We start from the raw sequence: 16620 nt of genomic DNA on the forward strand, positions 1-16620 counted from the left end.
TTTTAACCAAAAAAACTACGTAAAAAAACAAAACAATACGTGTTATTTGTTTTTAAACTGTTTAAGACATTCCAATTCAGATAGTTCAGTATATTTATTATCCGTGCCAAACGGATCTTCCCCTCCTTTAAAATAACCATCTATCATTTTTAAAGGAACGGCATCTTTTATAGCGAAAGGTACTTCATACCCTGTGATTTCCATGCAAGTCGTGATACTAGATGGACTTAAAAAAACAAACGAAGAATCTTTGTAAAACAAAAAACCATACGTATTTCTACGTATGGTTCAAAAGAAAAATTAACTTAAAAAAGAAGTTTAAGCGAGCTAACTATCTAAAAAAAAGTTGTGCTCACTAATTTCATTCTTAAGAAGTTGAATGTCGTTAATACCTATTTTTTTTCCTTTTGTCACAATGAGTTTTTCCTTTTTCAGTGCCGAAAACATCCTGATAACTTGCTCTTCGGTTGTTCCAGCATATTCTGCATATTCTCGCCTGCTTAACGACACGTCTAAAAAGCCTTTATTGCTACCAAATTTTCTATTGATGTACAACAGGGTATCGATTACACGCTCGCGCACCGCCATTTGAGAAATAGATTTTACTTTAGATTCGCTTTTATTCAATTCGTTTGCATAAAACAGCATCAAATCGTAAGCGAATTTAGGGTTATTTTGAAGGGCGTTTTGAAGGTACCCTTTAGAGAAATAACACAGCACACTGTCCTCGAGGGCTACAGCACCGATCGAATAATATTCTTCTGTACCAAAACCACGGTGACCAATAATTTCACCATCCTTGGCAAAACGAACAATCTGCTCCCTGCCATTTATTCCGGTTCTAAATACCTTTACCTTCCCTTTCAACACAAAGAACAAACCATTTACAGGAGCGCCTTCAATAATAAATTGCTGACCTTTTTTGCAACGAAGATTATTTTTTTCAACATCTAAACCACTTTCTTCCAACGAAACCAAATTTCTCTTTATTAAGCAGTTTTTGTTTTCACAAACATCGCAAGTCACCTCAAAAGAAGTACGCTTTCTAGTGGCAGAAGAAACAGTATGTAAACGGGTTGCTTGCAATTACAGAATTATTACTTAGACCAAATATAAGTATTAATACTTAATTAATCTAAACACAATACTTATTTTTAAGGATTACACAAAATAAAGGCTTTCACTTTCAGAATTGATAAAAATGTTTTTAAAAAATTTAGAAATACACAACAAAATTATTTACAATGCAAGCAAAAAATACTTATTCGACTAAAGTTTCCGTTCGCTTACTTTCTCTAAAAAAAGCCCAAATCGCTATCAAAACCATAAAAGCCACCAACACATACACAAATGAGGGTATTGGCAATGGGTCTCCTGCGGCATAGCTGTGCAAGCCAGCCAAATAATAATTAACACCAAATGAGGTCATGATAATAGACCAAAACGCGAACATACTGGCCACATTGAGCACATAAACATTGTTCAATTTCGGCACAAACCGCAAGTGCAGCACAATGGCATAAACAATGATGCTAATGAGCGCCCAGGTTTCTTTAGGATCCCAGGCCCAGTATCGGCCCCAAGATTCGTTGGCCCAAATGCCCCCTAAAAAAGTGCCGACCGCCAAAACAAACAAACCAATAGTCATGGCCATTTCGCTGATATAGCTGAGTTCTTTGATTTTTATGTCGATAATAGTTTTGGTTTTTGAAGTTTTAAAAATCATTAGCAGCAAGGCCATAATTCCTAAAACTGCCGATAAAGCCAAAGGCGCGTAACTGCTAACAATCGTGGCCACATGAATTTTTAACCAATACGATTTTAACACCGGCATCAAGTTTGTAATTTCTGGACTTAACCAATCCAAATAGCTTACAAACAGCAGGGCTCCCGAAAACAAAGTTGCCAATGGCAATGAAAAATCAGATTTTCTAAAAGTTAGCAACCCACAAAAAACCAACACCCAGGCTACAAAAACCAACATTTCGTAACCGTTGCTCCACGGTGCATGTTGGGCCACATACCAGCGCAATAAAATGTTACCCGTAAAGCACAAAAAAGCAATGAGCACCAAAATAATAAAAATATTGTTGAGGAAAGTAAGCCACTTTTTTTTCGAGAACATTTTTAAAATAGCCAACACCAACAAACCGAAACCGAGCGTAAAAAACACCTGAAACATCCAAAAGTTAACATTGGCTTTATTATACCAAATTTCTGCTTCAATACGCTCTGGTGCAGGAATGACCTCTGCCCCCAAAACATCCTGATATTTTTTTATATACATCAGTTTATCATGCGCGGCTTCATAATTTCCCGTTGTAACATCTTTAAAATAGGCCGGAATTATGGTTTTTGCAAACAGCCCATCTTCTTCGGGAAAATCTGAAAAATGGTGCGTGTAACTGAACCATGTGTTATTGTCGTCATTTTTATTCGGAAATATTTTTAGATAGTTGCCAATAAAGACATTGTAAAGAATATTGTAGCGTTCATCTATTTTGAGAACTTCTTTATCAAATTCGTTGCGTTCTGCCGGCTTCTTTTGGTTGGCAGTTTCAGCCTGTTTGGCCAACACATAATTTCCCGACCGATCCATTAAATCGCTAAAGGCCAAAAGGCCGTTAATCCCAACTTCAACACCATCAAACAAGTTTCCTGTTTTTTTAAAATCTACTTTGATTATGGGTACCCGCTGCCACATCTGGGGAAGCATATGCATGGCCAAAAACGTTTGATTGGCGTTGAACGACAAATCGTTATACGTAAACTTTGTTTTTCTTGAAATTTTCCTCAAAAACTCTGATGCCAGCGTATTTATTGGTTTTATGCGGCCATCTAAATCCTGTACCAAAAGCCTTCCGAAAAAATCGGCATGCAACTCATCTATTTGCTGGCTTTTCAATGCCTTTTCAACGTTGACACTTAATGAATCTGTTGGTTTATTTGCAAAAACAGAATTGGGAACCGCAAAAAGAAATAAACACGATGCCACTACGGCAACACTTTTTAGTTTTTTTAATTTTTTATTGATGAATTGAAAACGCGATGTTTTTCCGAAGAGCGAAAAAAACATCCCCAGCATCATCAATAAATAGCCCAGATAAGTTACCAAGGTGCCCACTCTATCGTAGCTCACGGAAAGCACCGTTCCTTTTTCGTCAGTGTCGTAACTCGCCTGGAAAAAACGATAGCCTTTATAATCTAAAACATTGTTCATAAAAATGCGGTACGGCATGTTTTCGCCGTTGTCTAAAATGGCGACTTCACTGGCATATGACGACGGACTTGTTGAGCCTGGGTAGCGTTCCAATTGAAAATCATTCAACTTTATGGCGAACGGCGTTTGTATGGCACCAGCACCGTAGGAAAGGGTTAACTGAAGATTGCCCATTTCGAGGTGGTGATGCGTTGGCAAAAAACCTTGTCGGTATAAAATATTCAAAGGTTTTTCCTGCCCGTCCACATTCACATTAACAATCAAGGCATCGTCTTTAGTTTCTTCATTGTCTTTTGGTTTTTCCGAACCGCTTACCAATTGAAATATACCCTTTTCATGATACACCAACGGCACAAACGACATATCGCCATCGCGGTACAATGTTCTTAAAGTAACGGCCTGTAAACTGTCTTTTTTTACTTTTCCGGCTTGTTGGGTTGACATCACAAAAAACTCAAGGTTTTTGGGTGATTCCATAAAAAACGTGCCATCTTTTTCAGAAATATTTATGATGCCTTTTTTATCAGATTCAAAACCAATTTCATGCTGGTGGCCAACCATACTTTCTACTTCACCCTTTTTTAAAAAAATACTGTTTCTGCCGTTGCCGTGCGTTATCACCATTTCTAAAATAGGTTCGCCATTAGCTTCGTCATTTACAACTTCCGGTACGGCATCTGCAATAAAATCGATATATGATACTTCTATCTTTTTTCCGTTGAATTCCGTATCGATTGAAAAATCATTGTTACCAATTGGCGCAAACGATAGTTTCTTCTTTATGGTTTTACTTTGTGAACCATCGCTGATATGAAGCGTTAAAAAATTAGTATCGGAAATAATTACGTTTGATGAAGCACCTTCACGAATGCGCATCACCCCGCCGTAAGACGCATATCGTGTAATGGCCGCCCCTAAAACAATAACGATAAATGCCAAATGGAACAATAAAACAGCCCATTTTTCTTTTCGCAACAGTTTGTATTTGAAAATATTGGCCAGGAACGCGATGGCCAATCCCAGCATAACCAATTCGAACCACCAAGCATCGTAAATAACGGCCCAGGCGGTCGCTGTTCCAAAATCGTTTTCAACAAATGTGGCCACGGCCATGGCAACTGCAAAAACTAAAAGCAGCAACAGCGCTAAACTTGAGGACGAAAAGAATCTATATAATTTCTGCATAGGGCATAAAGAAAGAAGATAACACGAAAAATGTTGTAACTTTTAGTGTTATCTTTTAGTTTTAACTTGGTAAAAGTTTAATTGACCATGGACACTTTTTTGCTGCTGTAATCAGCTTCGCGGTTTTTGGCTTCTTCTAGCCATTTAGGCACCAGGTTTTTCTTAAATTCCTCTTTTTCTGATTTTAATTTTTCAACATCGAGGTCAATAAATTCCTGCGCTTTTTCTTTAGTTGAAATATCGGGCATTTCAACGGGAGCATTATGCCCCAGCTCGGCCAAGAGCCTGGCCAATTTTAAACGCCCTTCCTGAATAATGGTTAAGGCTCCTCCCATAACACGAGCCGTTTCAACAGGCGAATGGAAAGAAGCACCATGAGCAGCGGCCGAATAATCCCAACGCCATTGCGCATGGCGGATATCGGTTAAAATAGCTTTCATCTGTGCTTCGGTGGCGCCTAAATCCCAAGCTTTTTTTGCTTCAATATGTGCCTTCACCAAAAAGTCTTCCAGCTTCAAGCGGTTTTCTGTGGCTTTACGTTGGCGTTCGTAAACATTTAGTTTCAGTTTTTCAGCATCCTCACGATGGCAAACCTGGCAGGCGTTAGCTACATTGTTGAGAGGCGACTGAATGTGATGATCGGTAAATTTTTGTCCGCCCTCACTTTTATAAGGCATGTGGCAATCGGCACAAGAAACACCCCTATCGGCATGTACACCCGTTAAATATGTTTCGTAACCTGGGTGCTGTGCCTTTAACATTGGGGCACGACTTAACTGATGTGTCCAATCACTGAACTCTATCTCATCGTAATACTCTTCCATGGCTTCAGCCGTCATCCCATTTTTCCATGGAAACTTTAAATAAGGCACCCCTTCTTTTCCGGGTAATTTTTTATCAAAATAATACTCTACGTGGCACTGCGCACAAACCAACGAACGCATTTCTTGGTGCGTTGCTTGATTGATATCTTTGCCCATTTCTTGAAACGCCTCTACCAAAGCCGGTCTGGTAATGGTGAGTTTCATGGTTTTTGAATCGTGGCAATCGGCGCAACCAATGGGGTTAACCACTTCGGCCCCTTTATCGGCCCATTTACCGGAATAAAATTCGGCAATGCCATTTTCGTTCATTAAACGGGGTACATCAGGGCTTTTACAGGTCCAGCAAGTAGCCGGCATTGGGCCATCGCCTTTCCCCTCGGGCGCACCAGTTCTCAAGGTATTGTGTATATCTTCAATGGCGTAATAATGCCCTCTACCCTGATTATAATCTTTTGAAAACCCGTAACCTGCCCATAGCACCACCAAACGTGAATCTTCATGCAGCACGTCGCGCATGGCAGAACCGCCCTGCATGGATGCAAAACTGGTATCGGCAGTTTGCATGTACGATTGGTATTCGGCAGGAAAGTTTTTGCCCCATTCTTCGTTACGGGGTTCGTTTTCCCCAAGCTCAACTTTAGGAACGTACTTGTATTTAGCTTCATTTTTTCGGTTAACGATACTTGACGCCAACATTCCTAAGAGGAAAACAACTACGGCGGTAACGATAAATAATACTTTGTTTTTCATTTTCAAAAAAAATTATTGGTCAGCTATTTGATTTTCGAGCCATTCGGGGATTACGGCTTCTTCCGTATCGGTGGGCAATGGCGCTATGTTATTTTTTATGGTTGAAATACCATGAACACTGCCATGAGGCACTTCTTGATGGCAGCTCCAGCATTGTCTATCGGTTCTGTTTTCTTTATGGCCGTCAATCCAATTTGCATATTTGGTTTGAGTAACTTGTTGTACATGGCACCGGATACAATTGTTCTGAACCACTTCTTCTGATGCTTCGCGCATAAACATCACTTCGGGCTCGGCCCTTAACGTGAAAACCGAAGCATGGAACAGGCCATCCTTCGCCTTAAAATAATATTTGTTGAACACGTTGTTGTGCGGCACATGGCAGTCGTTACAATTGGCCCACTCGCGGTGCGAGCTGTGCATCCAACTATTATAAACGGGTGTCATAACGTGGCAGTTTACGCAGGCTTGCGGATTATCAGACATATACGATACCAATTCGGCTTCTTTTGCCATAAAAAAACCTAATCCTGTAATAACAGCTATTAAAAAAACCGCTATGGTTCTCCATCTTGATGCCTTGTCCGGAAGTATGTTTTTTCGAAGGTTCACAATTATTAAGTATTAATTTTTTTTATTAGCTGCACTATTTTATGGCTTGGACACGAACAAAACTCCCATATTTTTTCCTTAAAAAAACTGACTTTTATCATTTTAAAGATAAAAAAATTACTTCTTACTCAATGTTATGAACACATTAATTTTTATTATTTTTCTTATATTTTATATTCCCCAATTCGATCCCAATAGCCGTTTTAGCCAAAATGGTAAACACAAAAGCACCAAGAGCCCAAATACCCAAAGTCACACCAATTTCGATGCCCGTGGGTGTGTATTCGGCAATTTTACCTTAAGGTCCGGGGATAAAACCAGGAACGATTAATCCGAAGCCTTTTTCAATCCAAATGGCCACAAACAGAATAAAACAAGAAAAGAACAGCACCTTAAAATTATTGCGCAGTTTATGGAAGGTTAACAATACCGTGGCCAACACGTTTAAAGGAATGGCCGTCCAAATCCAAGGCAACAAAGCATCTTTTCCGTGCAATCCAAAAAACAAATAACAAGCACTTTCACTGTGGTGCGTGGGGGCGTAAAATTCTTTGAACAATTCTGAAATAAGCAGGATTAAATTAATCTGTGCCGCTACGGTCACCACCATGGCTATTTTCTTGATGGTTTTATCTTCAATCTTAAACGCCGTAAAACTTCTTACAATGGCAGAAACCATGGCCAGAAGCTTTAAACTTTCAAGGTTCTCTATGGTCTGTTTTAGTTTATCGTCTTGCTCTTGGTTATCGGTTTCGGTAATTGCAATGAGTAGATTTTCATTTTCAGCAGGAACAACATCGCAATTCGGCAAAGCTTTCAAAGCTTCAATAAGACGCTGTTTTCTTCCAGAATGCGGGTGGGCTAAATAACTTGTGATTGGCATAAACTTTTATTAATAAAAGACAAATCTACCTTATGTATAAAATCTAAAAACTGACGATCGTCACATCTGTATTATTTATATCAAATCTAAATAAACTGGAATTCTGCCTCATTGAAGCGCAAAACAATTCCCAAATTCGCTATATTTGCAAAGACACAACGCTAATCATCCCATGATTTCTATTGAAAAAGCCATACAATTAGTAAAACAACAAGTAAAACCACTTTTAAAAGTAACTACTAAACCTGTTGAAAAAGCTTGTGGTTACGAATTATCAAAAGACATACTATCACCCATTAATATGCCTCCGTTCAGGCAATCGGCCATGGATGGCTACGCCTTGAATTTGCATGACAGTTTGGAATACCAATTAATTGGTGAAATAAAAGCAGGCGATGGTCAACAACCTGTTTTAAAACCAGGGGAAGCGTTGAGGATATTTACCGGAGCTGCCGTTCCCGATTCTGCCAATGCCGTGATGATGCAGGAAAAGGTGGAAGTTAATGGCAAGTCCATTTCAATTGAACATCACGTTGAAAACGAAACCAATATCCGTCCGCTGGGTGAGCAGGTAAAACAAAGTGAACTGGCTTTAAAAAAAGGCACGAAATTAACGCCTGCTGCTATCGGATATTTGTCGTCGTTAGGTATATCTGAAGTTTCGGTGTTTCAAAAACCATCCATTGCACTCATTTCAACGGGCAATGAACTGGTTGAACCCGGCACCGATTTACCCTACGGAAAAATTTACGAAAGCAACTCAAAGATGCTATTGAGTGCCCTGTACAGCCTCAAATTTTATGATGTTTCCATACATAAATTAGAAGACGATTACGCTAAAACCTTAGACAAATTAAAGACCATAATCAAGCAGAATGATTTGGTGCTGATAACTGGTGGCATTTCGGTGGGCGATTACGATTATGTGGGCAAAGCCTTGAATGAACTTGGCGTAGAGGAAGTGTTTTATAAAGTCAAGCAAAAGCCGGGTAAACCGCTTTTCTTCGGAAAAAAAAATAACACCACCATTTTTGCATTGCCCGGAAATCCTGCTGCAGCCCTCACCTGCTTTTATGTTTATGTGTATATCGCGTTGCAAAACATGATGGGCCGCGAAAGCAATAAATTACCATATGTTGAAGCCAAATCGCTTTCAAATTTTGAAAAAAAAGGCGACCGTCCACAATTTTTAAAAGCCATTTTTACAGACGGAAAAGTTGAAATTTTAGAAGGACAAAGTTCGGCCATGCAACAAACCTTTGCCCTATCGAACGCTTTGGTTTTTGTTCCGGAACACGTCACTAAAATAGACATTAACGACACCGTTGAAACCATTTTATTACCCGTTTAATTATGGATTACAAAATAAAAAGCAGAATATGGATTGAGTCTAATGGCCATGTTCTTTTAGGCGAAGGGCGTGTACAGCTTTTAAAAGCTATTCAAGAAACGGGGTCGTTATCGAAAGCGGCAAAATCTTTGAATATTTCATATAAAAAAGCCTGGCACCTTCTTGATTCAGTAAACCAATCGGCCAAAACCCCGGTTACAGTAAACAACATTGGTGGCAAAGGTGGTGGCGGTGCCGAACTGACAGAATACGGAAAGTCATTAATTACGGCATTCGACGAAATCAATAAAAACTGTTGGGATTTTTTAGACAACCAACTTAAAAAGATTGAAAACCTCTAAAATATATTCACTAAAAACATGCTCCAAACCGAGAACATATACTCATTTTTATTTCTGCTGCCCATCGTGGCCTTTTTATATTCGAGTGTGGGGCACGGCGGTGCAAGTGGCTATTTGGCATTAATGGCTTTATTTTCGTTTGCACCCGAAACCATGAAGCCCACTGCCCTATTACTAAATCTATTCGTGGCGGGCATCTCGTTTTACTATTATTATAAAGGTGGTTTTTTCAACAAAAAACTGTTCTTTTCATTTGCCATAGCTTCCATCCCACTAGCATTTATTGGGGGCACATTAGAAATTGAGGCCTCACTTTATAAAAAAATATTGGCCGTTTTATTGGTGTTCGCCATTTTAAAAATGCTGAATGTTTTTGGCAGGGAAAGCAACACGATAAAAGAAGTGAAACTATGGCAAGGATTGGTTGTGGGTAGTGTTATTGGCTTCTTTTCTGGCCTCATTGGCATTGGCGGCGGCATCATTTTAACCCCCGTGATTTTATTGTTGCACTGGGGAAAAATGAAAGAAGCGGCAGCCGTTTCAGCATTATTTATTTGGGTAAACTCGGCAGCTGGACTGATTGGGCAAATCAGTACCGGCGTTCGGTTGGAAGCAGCTTCGTTCCTCTTAGTGGCCGTTGCCCTGATAGGTGGCGTTTTAGGCGGCTATTTGGGAAGCAAAAAAATAAACAATCAAAGTTTAAGGTATATTTTGGCATTCGTACTCATTATCGCTTCGGTAAAATTGTTTTTCACTTAAAATGATTGAAAAAAACAACATAACAGGCATTATTCTCGCGGGTGGAAAAAGCTCACGAATGGGGACGGACAAAGGGCTTTTGCTTTATAATGGCAAACCTTTTGTTCAGCATAGCATTGGTGCGTTGTTGCCTTTGGTTTCTGAAATCATTATAGTTTCAGACCATCCTGAATATGACCAATTTGGTTTTAAACGCATTGAAGACGATGTAAAAAGTGCGGGGCCGGTATCTGGAATTTATTCGGGACTAAAAGTCTCAACCACGCCATACAGTTTAATTTTAAGTTGTGATATTCCGTTGATTACGACTAAAATTTTAAACAAACTGATTGAACATACCGATGATAAATCTGCAATCGTTCAAATTGAAAGCAACGGCAAAACCATGCCGCTCATTTCGCTTTACAAACGCGAAGTAAAAGATATATTTTATCAACTTTTGCTGCAAAACGAACGGCGGTTGCGAGTGGCCGTACAATCCTGCCATTATAAAAATGTGGTTTTGGAAGACGATTTAAACCACGCCACGATTAATGTGAATACAAAAGAAGAATTTAAACAACTTAACCATGAAAATAACCATTAAATATTTCGGACAAATTGCCGAAGTAACCCAAAAGGAAATGGAACAAATGGAGGTTTCGGGAGGTTCTATTTCTAAGGTTTTGGATGTCCTTTATTCGAAGTACAATAATTTGAAAAATAAAGAATTTAAAATAGCACAAAACCAAGAATTGGTTTCTAAAGACGAAAAATTAACCGGCGCGGAAATCGCATTATTACCACCGTTTTCGGGGGGGTGAAACATTAGTATTTAATGTCATTACGAGGAGGAAACGACGAAGTAATCTTTCAAAAAAATTATATAAAAAAATAATAAGATTGCTTCACTTCGCTCGCAATGACGAAAATTCGCAGGAATGACAAACAGATACAACAGACATATTATTTTACCCGAAATTGGGCAAACGGGCCAAGACAAAATAAACAACGCCAAGGTACTGGTTATTGGTGCTGGCGGATTGGGTTGTCCTATTTTACAATATTTGGCTGCTGCCGGTGTGGGCACTCTGGGCATCATCGATTTTGATGTCGTTGAAACTTCCAATTTGCAACGTCAAGTATTATTCGGCAGTGCCAGTTTAGGCCAAAACAAAGCCATAGCGGCAAAACAACGCTTGGAAGATTTAAACACAGAGATTTCCATCATCGCTTTTGCGGAGCAACTCACCTACCAAAACGCCATCGAACTATTCGAAAAATACGACATTATTGTTGACGGCTCCGATAATTTTGAAACGCGGTATTTGGTTAACGACGCTTGCATTATCACAAACAGACCTTTGGTGTTTGGAGCAATTTATAAGTTTGAAGGGCAGGTTTCGGTGTTCAATTACAATAATGGACCGAGCTACCGCTGCTTATTTCCCAATGCCCCAGCAAAAGGCAGCGTGCCCAACTGTTCAGAAATTGGCGTTTTGGGTGTTTTACCCGGGATTATCGGTACCATGCAAGCCAACGAGGCCTTAAAAATTATTTTAGAAATTGGCGACACCCTTTCAGGGAAACTGCTTTGCTATAACGCTTTGACGGCGCAATCTTCTGTTTTGAAAATTAGCAAATCAGAAAACCAAATTTCAAAAGTTTTGAAAGAAAAGCACCTTTTCAGCAAAAAGCAAATGGAAGAGAATTGCGCAATCCCAAATGTTGAAATTTCAATTGATGCCGTTTTAAAAAAGGAAAACGTTCAGTTTATTGATGTTCGCGAACCACACGAAATGCCAAAAGTAGATGGTTTGGAGGTTACATATATTCCATTAAGTCAGTTGAAAAACAATTTAGAAAAAATCGATTCAAAGAAAGAAAATTTCATTTTTTGCCAATCAGGTATCCGTAGCAAAAAGGCCGTTTCTTTTTTAATTGAATCAGGTTTTTCAAATTGCTACAGTATCAAGGAAGGCGCTCCAGAAATCAATAATTATTTAGAAACACAACAAAAAACAACGACCCATGTCAGATAAAAAACCAAAAAACGTATTTAAACAAGGTGCTATTTCTTCAGCATTTATTGGAGAATCTATTGCCAAACATCAAACGAAAACCAGCATTGGCGCCCACAACATATTTTTGGGCCAAGTACGTGCTGATGTTATTGATGGAAAAACCGTTTCGGCCATTGAATACACCGCTTACGAAGATATGGCCAATCAAAAATTCCATGACATTAGAGAGGCCGCTTTTGAAAAATTCGACATGACTTGCATGCATATTTACCACAGCTTAGGCACAGTAAAAGCCGGCGAAATTTGCCTGTTTGTTTTCGTATCCTCGCCCCGACGCAAAGTAGTTTTTGAAGCTTTGGAATATATCGTTGAAGAGATTAAAGCAAATGTTCCCGTTTTTGGAAAGGAAATTTTTGAGGACGAAACACATCAATGGAAGAAAAACACTTAGTGTTTTTGTGGAGTTGTTTATTTGTTGAACCGTTTAATCGTAAAAAAGTAAAATATGGCATATACATTTTCATTTGAAAAATTAAATGTTTGGAGTGATTCAAAACAATTAGTTAAATCAATTTATTTAATTACAAAAGACTTTCCCAACGAAGAAAAATTCGGTTTAACGAATCAACTACGAAGAGCATCCATATCCATAGCTTCCAATTTGGCTGAAGGAACCTCTCGACATACAAATAAAGATAAAGCCCATTTTTCAACTTTAGCTTTTAGTTCATTAATGGAAGTTTTAAATCAAATTATAATTTCAAAAGATTTGGGGTTTCTTCGAGAAAACGATTATCAAATGTTACGAAGTGAAGTTGAAAAAATTTCCAATAAACTAAACGCATTACGTAATTCCCAATTAAACAGTTAAACAAATCAACGATTAAACAGTCATGGTAGATATTACACATAAAAACACAACGCTTCGAACCGCTATCGCACAAGCAGTCCTTAAGGTAAGCAAACCCGAAACCATCGAAGCGATACAAAACGACACCGTGCCCAAAGGCAACGTTTTTGCCATGAGCAAGGCCGCCGGACTTTTGGGCGTAAAACGTACCCCAGATATTTTACCCGATTGCCACCCCTTGCCAATCGAATTTACTGGTGTGGAATACGAAATAAACGGATTGGAAATCACGGTACTATTCACCGTAAAAACCATTTATAAAACCGGTGTTGAAGTAGAAGCCATGCACGGGGCCAGCGTAGTCGCTCTAAACATGTACGATATGCTGAAACCCATAGATAAAGGCATTGAAATTCACCACATAAAGTTATTGAACAAAAAAGGCGGAAAATCCAGTTTCAAAAACCGTTTTAGAAGTGATTTATCTGCTGCGGTTGTTGTGTGTAGCGACACTATTTCCAAAGGAGAAAAGAAAGATAAAGCCGGAAAAGCGATCATTGAAAAATTAGAAACTTCAGGAGTTAAGGTGAATGAATACATTATCATCCCTGATGAAAAAGATATTATTTCTGAAAAAGCAAAAACCTACCATTCGCAAGGCGTAGATTTAGTTATTTACACTGGCGGAACGGGACTTTCGGGTCGCGATGTGACTCCCGAAGCCTTAATTCCGTTATTGGACAGACGCATTCCCGGTATCGAAGAAGCTATTCGTAATTACGGACAGGACCGAACGCCGTACGCAATGCTTTCACGGAGTGTTGCCGGTACCATCGGGAACACTTTGGTATTGGCGCTGCCTGGCTCTACCAATGGCGCAAAAGAATCTATGGATGCCATATTTCCATCGGTGTTGCACATTTTTGGAGTTTTACGAGGCGCAAGACATGATTAGGATAGTTGATAGTTGATAGTTGATAGTTGAAAAATATAAAATGAAGAAGGAGTCGAACATATTACAAGATCATTTTGGCAGGGAGCATAATTATTTGCGCATTTCGTTGATTGAACGTTGTAATTTAAGGTGCACGTATTGCATGCCCGAAGAAGGCGTACAGCTTTCTCCTAAAAGTGATTTAATGACCTATGAGGAAATATTCAGCATAGCCAAAACTTTTGTAAAACACGGTGTGAATAAAATCAGGTTAACCGGTGGCGAACCTTTAATCAGAAAAGATATTCCCGTTATCTTGGAAAAACTAGCTACACTTCCTGTGGAGATATCCATTACCTCGAACGCTGTTATCATCGATAAATTTATTGATGTACTGAAAACCAACGGGGTAAATAAAATTAATGTGAGCTTGGATTCGTTGGATGAAAAAAAATTCAAACACATTACCCGCCGTCACGAGTTTAAAAAGGTTTACGATAACATTTTATTACTGGTGAAAGAAGGTTTTAAAGTAAAAGTAAATGCCGTTTTAATGAAAGGATTTAACGATAATGAAATCATTGATTTTATCAATTTCACAAAAGATTTACCCATTTCGGTACGTTTTATTGAATTCATGCCTTTTGATGGCAACAAATGGGACATGAGCAAAATGGTAAGCTACGCCGAAGTGATGGAATACGTTAATGCTTCTTTTTCAGAAGACGATGTTATCCGCCTAAAAGATGAACCCAACGACACCTCAAAAAACTATAAAATTAAAGGTTACCGAGGCAGTTTTGCAGTTATAAGCTCGGTAACCAATCCGTTTTGTGATTCATGCAACAGGCTTCGATTGACCGCCAACGGCCAATTGAAAAACTGTTTATTTTCATCCTCCGAATCCGATTTACTAACCACCCTTCGGGCAGGACATTCTATTGAACCTGTTATCCAAAAAGCAGTACAGGCGAAGTTTAAAATGCGCGGAGGCATGGATACCTTAAAGAAATTGCAGGAACCGAAATTGCACAACAACAACCGTAGTATGATTACTATTGGCGGTTAATACGAATTCAGTTTAAACAAATCGAAAGACAAAACCTCGTCCTCATAGTTTACTGAAATCTTATTGCTTACAATATTGCTTGGCAGTGGAATCTTCATTTTAAAATAAGCAGAAGGATAACAATAATGGTGTCTTTTTCTATTATCGCCACTATTTTCGGCCATACTAGTTTTACTCTTATCTGTAGTAATTACCAAATCATTGCCCTCTATATAAAAGTTAAAATCCTCTCTTATATAGCCGGGAATTTTTAATTCATAATGAAAACCCGAACGGGTTTCCTGAACTTTTAAATTATTCTTACTGAGCTTGTTTTGTAAACTAAATTTTGAAATATGCGATCTACGCTGTTTAGGCGTTAAAATGCTTGTAGGCGTCATGACTAAAGAAATTAAAAGATTTGATTGTAACGTAAAGAAATAGTATAGAGTGTCTCTATCTAGTAGTTGTCCGAACTAAAGTTACATCAAAACTTCAATCAAAACAATGAAAATCAATGTTTTAATAATTTGTTAACATTGACGTTAGGCCACTTTAAGTTGACTTTCTGTTTTTGAAATTTTTGCCTTTTTACCTTTATACACCCATGCAATTTGAGCCAACTGCATTACAATTTTTATGGAATCTTTCATGGATAATTTAGAGCCATCGGCGTGAACCCAACGTTTTAAAGGCTGTTCGCAAAGCATGGCCTTTGCTTTTTTGAGTCCGAAATGCTTACTCATTCTTTTGAAAATTTCAACATCAAAAATCCATTGTGTAACAAATTTTTCATTGAACGCAATTCCAATTACATCTTTACTGAAAATCTTCGCACCACACTGCGTATCTTTAAAATCCATTTTCAAGATTTTTCGGATGATGTAGTTGATGGTTAAACTAATAATTTTCCGAGCAGATTCTTTCGTAATATTAGCTCCCATTCTTGAAATTCTCGAACCACTTACAATTTTAAAGTTTGAAGTTTCAATGGTTTTTACCAAATCGTCGAAATCGGATAAATCGGTAGATAAGTCGGCATCCAAAAAACCAATATAATCCAAGTCTTCCTTTTGTGCCATAAACAACATGCCCTGTCGCACGGCTTCGGCCTTTCCTCCATTTTTTTCACAGTCGTAAACCGTTATGAAGTCTTCACGTCCTTTTTGGAGATTTTTTAACACCTGCAACGTATTGTCCTTACTGCCATCGTTTACAAAGCACAAATGGTACCCCGAATTTTTATCAATATAATTTAAGAATTCGGTGCTTAACAACCGCTCTTCTTCGTTGTAACAAGGAATAACTACGCCCACGCAACGCTGTTGAATTAACACTTCTCCTTTTGAAATAACATTAGTACCTTTCGGAACACCAATTAAACGTTTTACGCGGGCGCAGATTTCATTTAAACTTAATGGCTTTTTCATGTAATCGTTAATACCTAGCTCGAATCCTTCGGTAATGGTATCATCTTGCGTATCACCAGAAAGAACCATTACAGGTACCTGCGATTTTTGTTTTAGACGGATATGTTGAACCACTTCCAGGCCAGAAACCCGTGGCATATTTATATCTACAATAACTAAATCGGGTTTAAAAGATTCAAACAGTTCCAATCCCTTTTGGGCATCAGTTTCGATTTTTACATCGTACCCTAATTCTGTTAATCTTTTTTGAAGCGGAAGCAGCACGAGCTGCTGATCATCGATCGCTAAAACTTTCATAATAAGTTGGTTTTTGTTTTGGGGTGTCCCAAAAATACCACGAATGACGCTTTTAAAATCCTAATTTAGTTAAGCTAAAATTAAGTGTCGACGAATGGCAAATTGCTGTAGATGATTAAAAAATGAACAGCTA

18 protein-coding genes are annotated in these 16620 nt (G+C 38.5%); 10 read left to right on the plus strand and 8 right to left on the minus strand.

Annotated elements, in window-relative coordinates; all coding sequences use genetic code 11:
• Nucleotides 1-42 precede the first annotated feature (42 nt).
• The 6 genes from ABI125_11355 to ABI125_11380 all read right to left on the minus strand — a co-directional run bounded on the left by ABI125_11355 (nt 43) and on the right by ABI125_11380 (nt 7474).
• The gene (locus tag ABI125_11355) at nt 43-204 is read right to left on the minus strand and encodes a hypothetical protein (GenBank protein ID XCF05320.1); all 162 of its coding nucleotides are present in this window, start codon (nt 202-204) and stop codon (nt 43-45) included.
• Between the two features lie 123 nt (nt 205-327).
• The gene (locus ABI125_11360; GenBank protein XCF05321.1) at nt 328-1086 is read right to left on the minus strand and encodes a Crp/Fnr family transcriptional regulator; all 759 of its coding nucleotides are present in this window, start codon (nt 1084-1086) and stop codon (nt 328-330) included.
• Nucleotides 1087-1261: 175 nt separating this feature from the next.
• The gene (gene ccsA, locus ABI125_11365) at nt 1262-4405 is read right to left on the minus strand and encodes a cytochrome c biogenesis protein CcsA (protein ID XCF05322.1); all 3144 of its coding nucleotides are present in this window, start codon (nt 4403-4405) and stop codon (nt 1262-1264) included.
• 77 nt (nt 4406-4482) lie between these two features.
• Nucleotides 4483-5985, minus strand: a complete 1503-nt coding sequence (nrfA, locus tag ABI125_11370) for an ammonia-forming cytochrome c nitrite reductase (protein XCF05323.1) — start codon at nt 5983-5985, stop codon at nt 4483-4485.
• A gap of 6 nt (nt 5986-5991) precedes the next feature.
• Nucleotides 5992-6591, minus strand: a complete 600-nt coding sequence (gene nrfH / locus ABI125_11375) for a cytochrome c nitrite reductase small subunit (GenBank protein XCF05324.1) — start codon at nt 6589-6591, stop codon at nt 5992-5994.
• 298 nt (nt 6592-6889) lie between these two features.
• The gene (locus tag ABI125_11380) at nt 6890-7474 is read right to left on the minus strand and encodes a hypothetical protein (protein XCF05325.1); all 585 of its coding nucleotides are present in this window, start codon (nt 7472-7474) and stop codon (nt 6890-6892) included.
• A gap of 145 nt (nt 7475-7619) precedes the next feature.
• Here ABI125_11380 and glp point away from each other — a divergent pair, with 145 nt between their 5' ends.
• The 10 genes from glp to moaA all read left to right on the plus strand — a co-directional run bounded on the left by glp (nt 7620) and on the right by moaA (nt 14781).
• Nucleotides 7620-8825: a gephyrin-like molybdotransferase Glp gene (gene glp, locus ABI125_11385; GenBank protein XCF05326.1), complete on the plus strand. Its 1206-nt coding sequence runs from the start codon at nt 7620-7622 to the stop codon at nt 8823-8825.
• A gap of 2 nt (nt 8826-8827) precedes the next feature.
• On the plus strand, nt 8828-9166 hold the full coding sequence (locus ABI125_11390; GenBank protein XCF05327.1) for a LysR family transcriptional regulator: 339 nt from the start codon (nt 8828-8830) through the stop codon (nt 9164-9166).
• Nucleotides 9167-9184: 18 nt separating this feature from the next.
• Nucleotides 9185-9925, plus strand: a complete 741-nt coding sequence (locus ABI125_11395) for a sulfite exporter TauE/SafE family protein (protein XCF05328.1) — start codon at nt 9185-9187, stop codon at nt 9923-9925.
• Nucleotide 9926: 1 nt separating this feature from the next.
• Nucleotides 9927-10511, plus strand: coding sequence for a molybdenum cofactor guanylyltransferase (locus ABI125_11400; GenBank protein XCF05329.1), 585 nt, complete (start codon nt 9927-9929; stop codon nt 10509-10511).
• The gene (locus ABI125_11405; GenBank protein XCF05330.1) at nt 10495-10728 is read left to right on the plus strand and encodes a MoaD/ThiS family protein; all 234 of its coding nucleotides are present in this window, start codon (nt 10495-10497) and stop codon (nt 10726-10728) included. The genes ABI125_11400 and ABI125_11405 overlap by 17 nt, the downstream gene beginning before the upstream one ends.
• 117 nt (nt 10729-10845) lie before the next feature.
• A complete protein-coding gene (locus tag ABI125_11410; GenBank protein ID XCF05331.1) occupies nt 10846-11946 on the plus strand; it encodes a HesA/MoeB/ThiF family protein in 1101 nt (366 codons plus the stop codon).
• Complete coding sequence (locus ABI125_11415) at nt 11936-12379, plus strand: molybdenum cofactor biosynthesis protein MoaE (GenBank protein ID XCF05332.1); 444 nt, start codon at nt 11936-11938, stop codon at nt 12377-12379. Before ABI125_11410 ends, ABI125_11415 begins: the two co-directional genes overlap by 11 nt.
• Before the next feature lie 54 nt (nt 12380-12433).
• The gene (locus ABI125_11420; GenBank protein XCF05333.1) at nt 12434-12799 is read left to right on the plus strand and encodes a four helix bundle protein; all 366 of its coding nucleotides are present in this window, start codon (nt 12434-12436) and stop codon (nt 12797-12799) included.
• 22 nt (nt 12800-12821) lie between these two features.
• Nucleotides 12822-13733 (plus strand): bifunctional molybdenum cofactor biosynthesis protein MoaC/MoaB, encoded by a 912-nt coding sequence (gene moaCB, locus ABI125_11425; protein ID XCF05334.1) that lies wholly within the window; start codon nt 12822-12824, stop codon nt 13731-13733.
• Between the two features lie 40 nt (nt 13734-13773).
• The gene (gene moaA / locus ABI125_11430; protein ID XCF05335.1) at nt 13774-14781 is read left to right on the plus strand and encodes a GTP 3',8-cyclase MoaA; all 1008 of its coding nucleotides are present in this window, start codon (nt 13774-13776) and stop codon (nt 14779-14781) included.
• Here the strand turns inward: moaA and ABI125_11435 are convergent.
• Together ABI125_11435 and ABI125_11440 are read right to left on the minus strand one after the other, a co-directional pair.
• Nucleotides 14778-15161 (minus strand): Hsp20/alpha crystallin family protein, encoded by a 384-nt coding sequence (locus ABI125_11435; GenBank protein XCF05336.1) that lies wholly within the window; start codon nt 15159-15161, stop codon nt 14778-14780. The genes moaA and ABI125_11435 overlap by 4 nt on opposite strands.
• 144 nt (nt 15162-15305) lie before the next feature.
• Nucleotides 15306-16487: a response regulator gene (locus tag ABI125_11440; protein XCF05337.1), complete on the minus strand. Its 1182-nt coding sequence runs from the start codon at nt 16485-16487 to the stop codon at nt 15306-15308.
• Nucleotides 16488-16620: the final 133 nt, after the last annotated feature.

Source organism: Tamlana crocina, assembly GCA_040429635.1.
Taxonomy (GTDB): domain Bacteria; phylum Bacteroidota; class Bacteroidia; order Flavobacteriales; family Flavobacteriaceae; genus Flavisericum; species Flavisericum crocinum.

What these genes read in the sequence shown, in the direction of transcription:
- ABI125_11355 (XCF05320.1), bottom strand. Translation starts at nt 204, where the DNA reads ATGGAAATCACAGGGTATGAAGTACCTTTCGCTATAAAAGATGCCGTT.
- ccsA (XCF05322.1), bottom strand. Translation starts at nt 4,405, where the DNA reads ATGCAGAAATTATATAGATTCTTTTCGTCCTCAAGTTTAGCGCTGTTG.
- ABI125_11380 (XCF05325.1), bottom strand. Translation starts at nt 7,474, where the DNA reads ATGCCAATCACAAGTTATTTAGCCCACCCGCATTCTGGAAGAAAACAG.
- ABI125_11390 (XCF05327.1), top strand. Translation starts at nt 8,828, where the DNA reads ATGGATTACAAAATAAAAAGCAGAATATGGATTGAGTCTAATGGCCAT.
- ABI125_11395 (XCF05328.1), top strand. Translation starts at nt 9,185, where the DNA reads ATGCTCCAAACCGAGAACATATACTCATTTTTATTTCTGCTGCCCATC.
- ABI125_11400 (XCF05329.1), top strand. Translation starts at nt 9,927, where the DNA reads ATGATTGAAAAAAACAACATAACAGGCATTATTCTCGCGGGTGGAAAA.
- ABI125_11405 (XCF05330.1), top strand. Translation starts at nt 10,495, where the DNA reads ATGAAAATAACCATTAAATATTTCGGACAAATTGCCGAAGTAACCCAA.
- ABI125_11410 (XCF05331.1), top strand. Translation starts at nt 10,846, where the DNA reads ATGACAAACAGATACAACAGACATATTATTTTACCCGAAATTGGGCAA.
- ABI125_11415 (XCF05332.1), top strand. Translation starts at nt 11,936, where the DNA reads ATGTCAGATAAAAAACCAAAAAACGTATTTAAACAAGGTGCTATTTCT.
- ABI125_11420 (XCF05333.1), top strand. Translation starts at nt 12,434, where the DNA reads ATGGCATATACATTTTCATTTGAAAAATTAAATGTTTGGAGTGATTCA.
- moaCB (XCF05334.1), top strand. Translation starts at nt 12,822, where the DNA reads ATGGTAGATATTACACATAAAAACACAACGCTTCGAACCGCTATCGCA.
- moaA (XCF05335.1), top strand. Translation starts at nt 13,774, where the DNA reads ATGAAGAAGGAGTCGAACATATTACAAGATCATTTTGGCAGGGAGCAT.
- ABI125_11435 (XCF05336.1), bottom strand. Translation starts at nt 15,161, where the DNA reads ATGACGCCTACAAGCATTTTAACGCCTAAACAGCGTAGATCGCATATT.
- ABI125_11440 (XCF05337.1), bottom strand. Translation starts at nt 16,487, where the DNA reads ATGAAAGTTTTAGCGATCGATGATCAGCAGCTCGTGCTGCTTCCGCTT.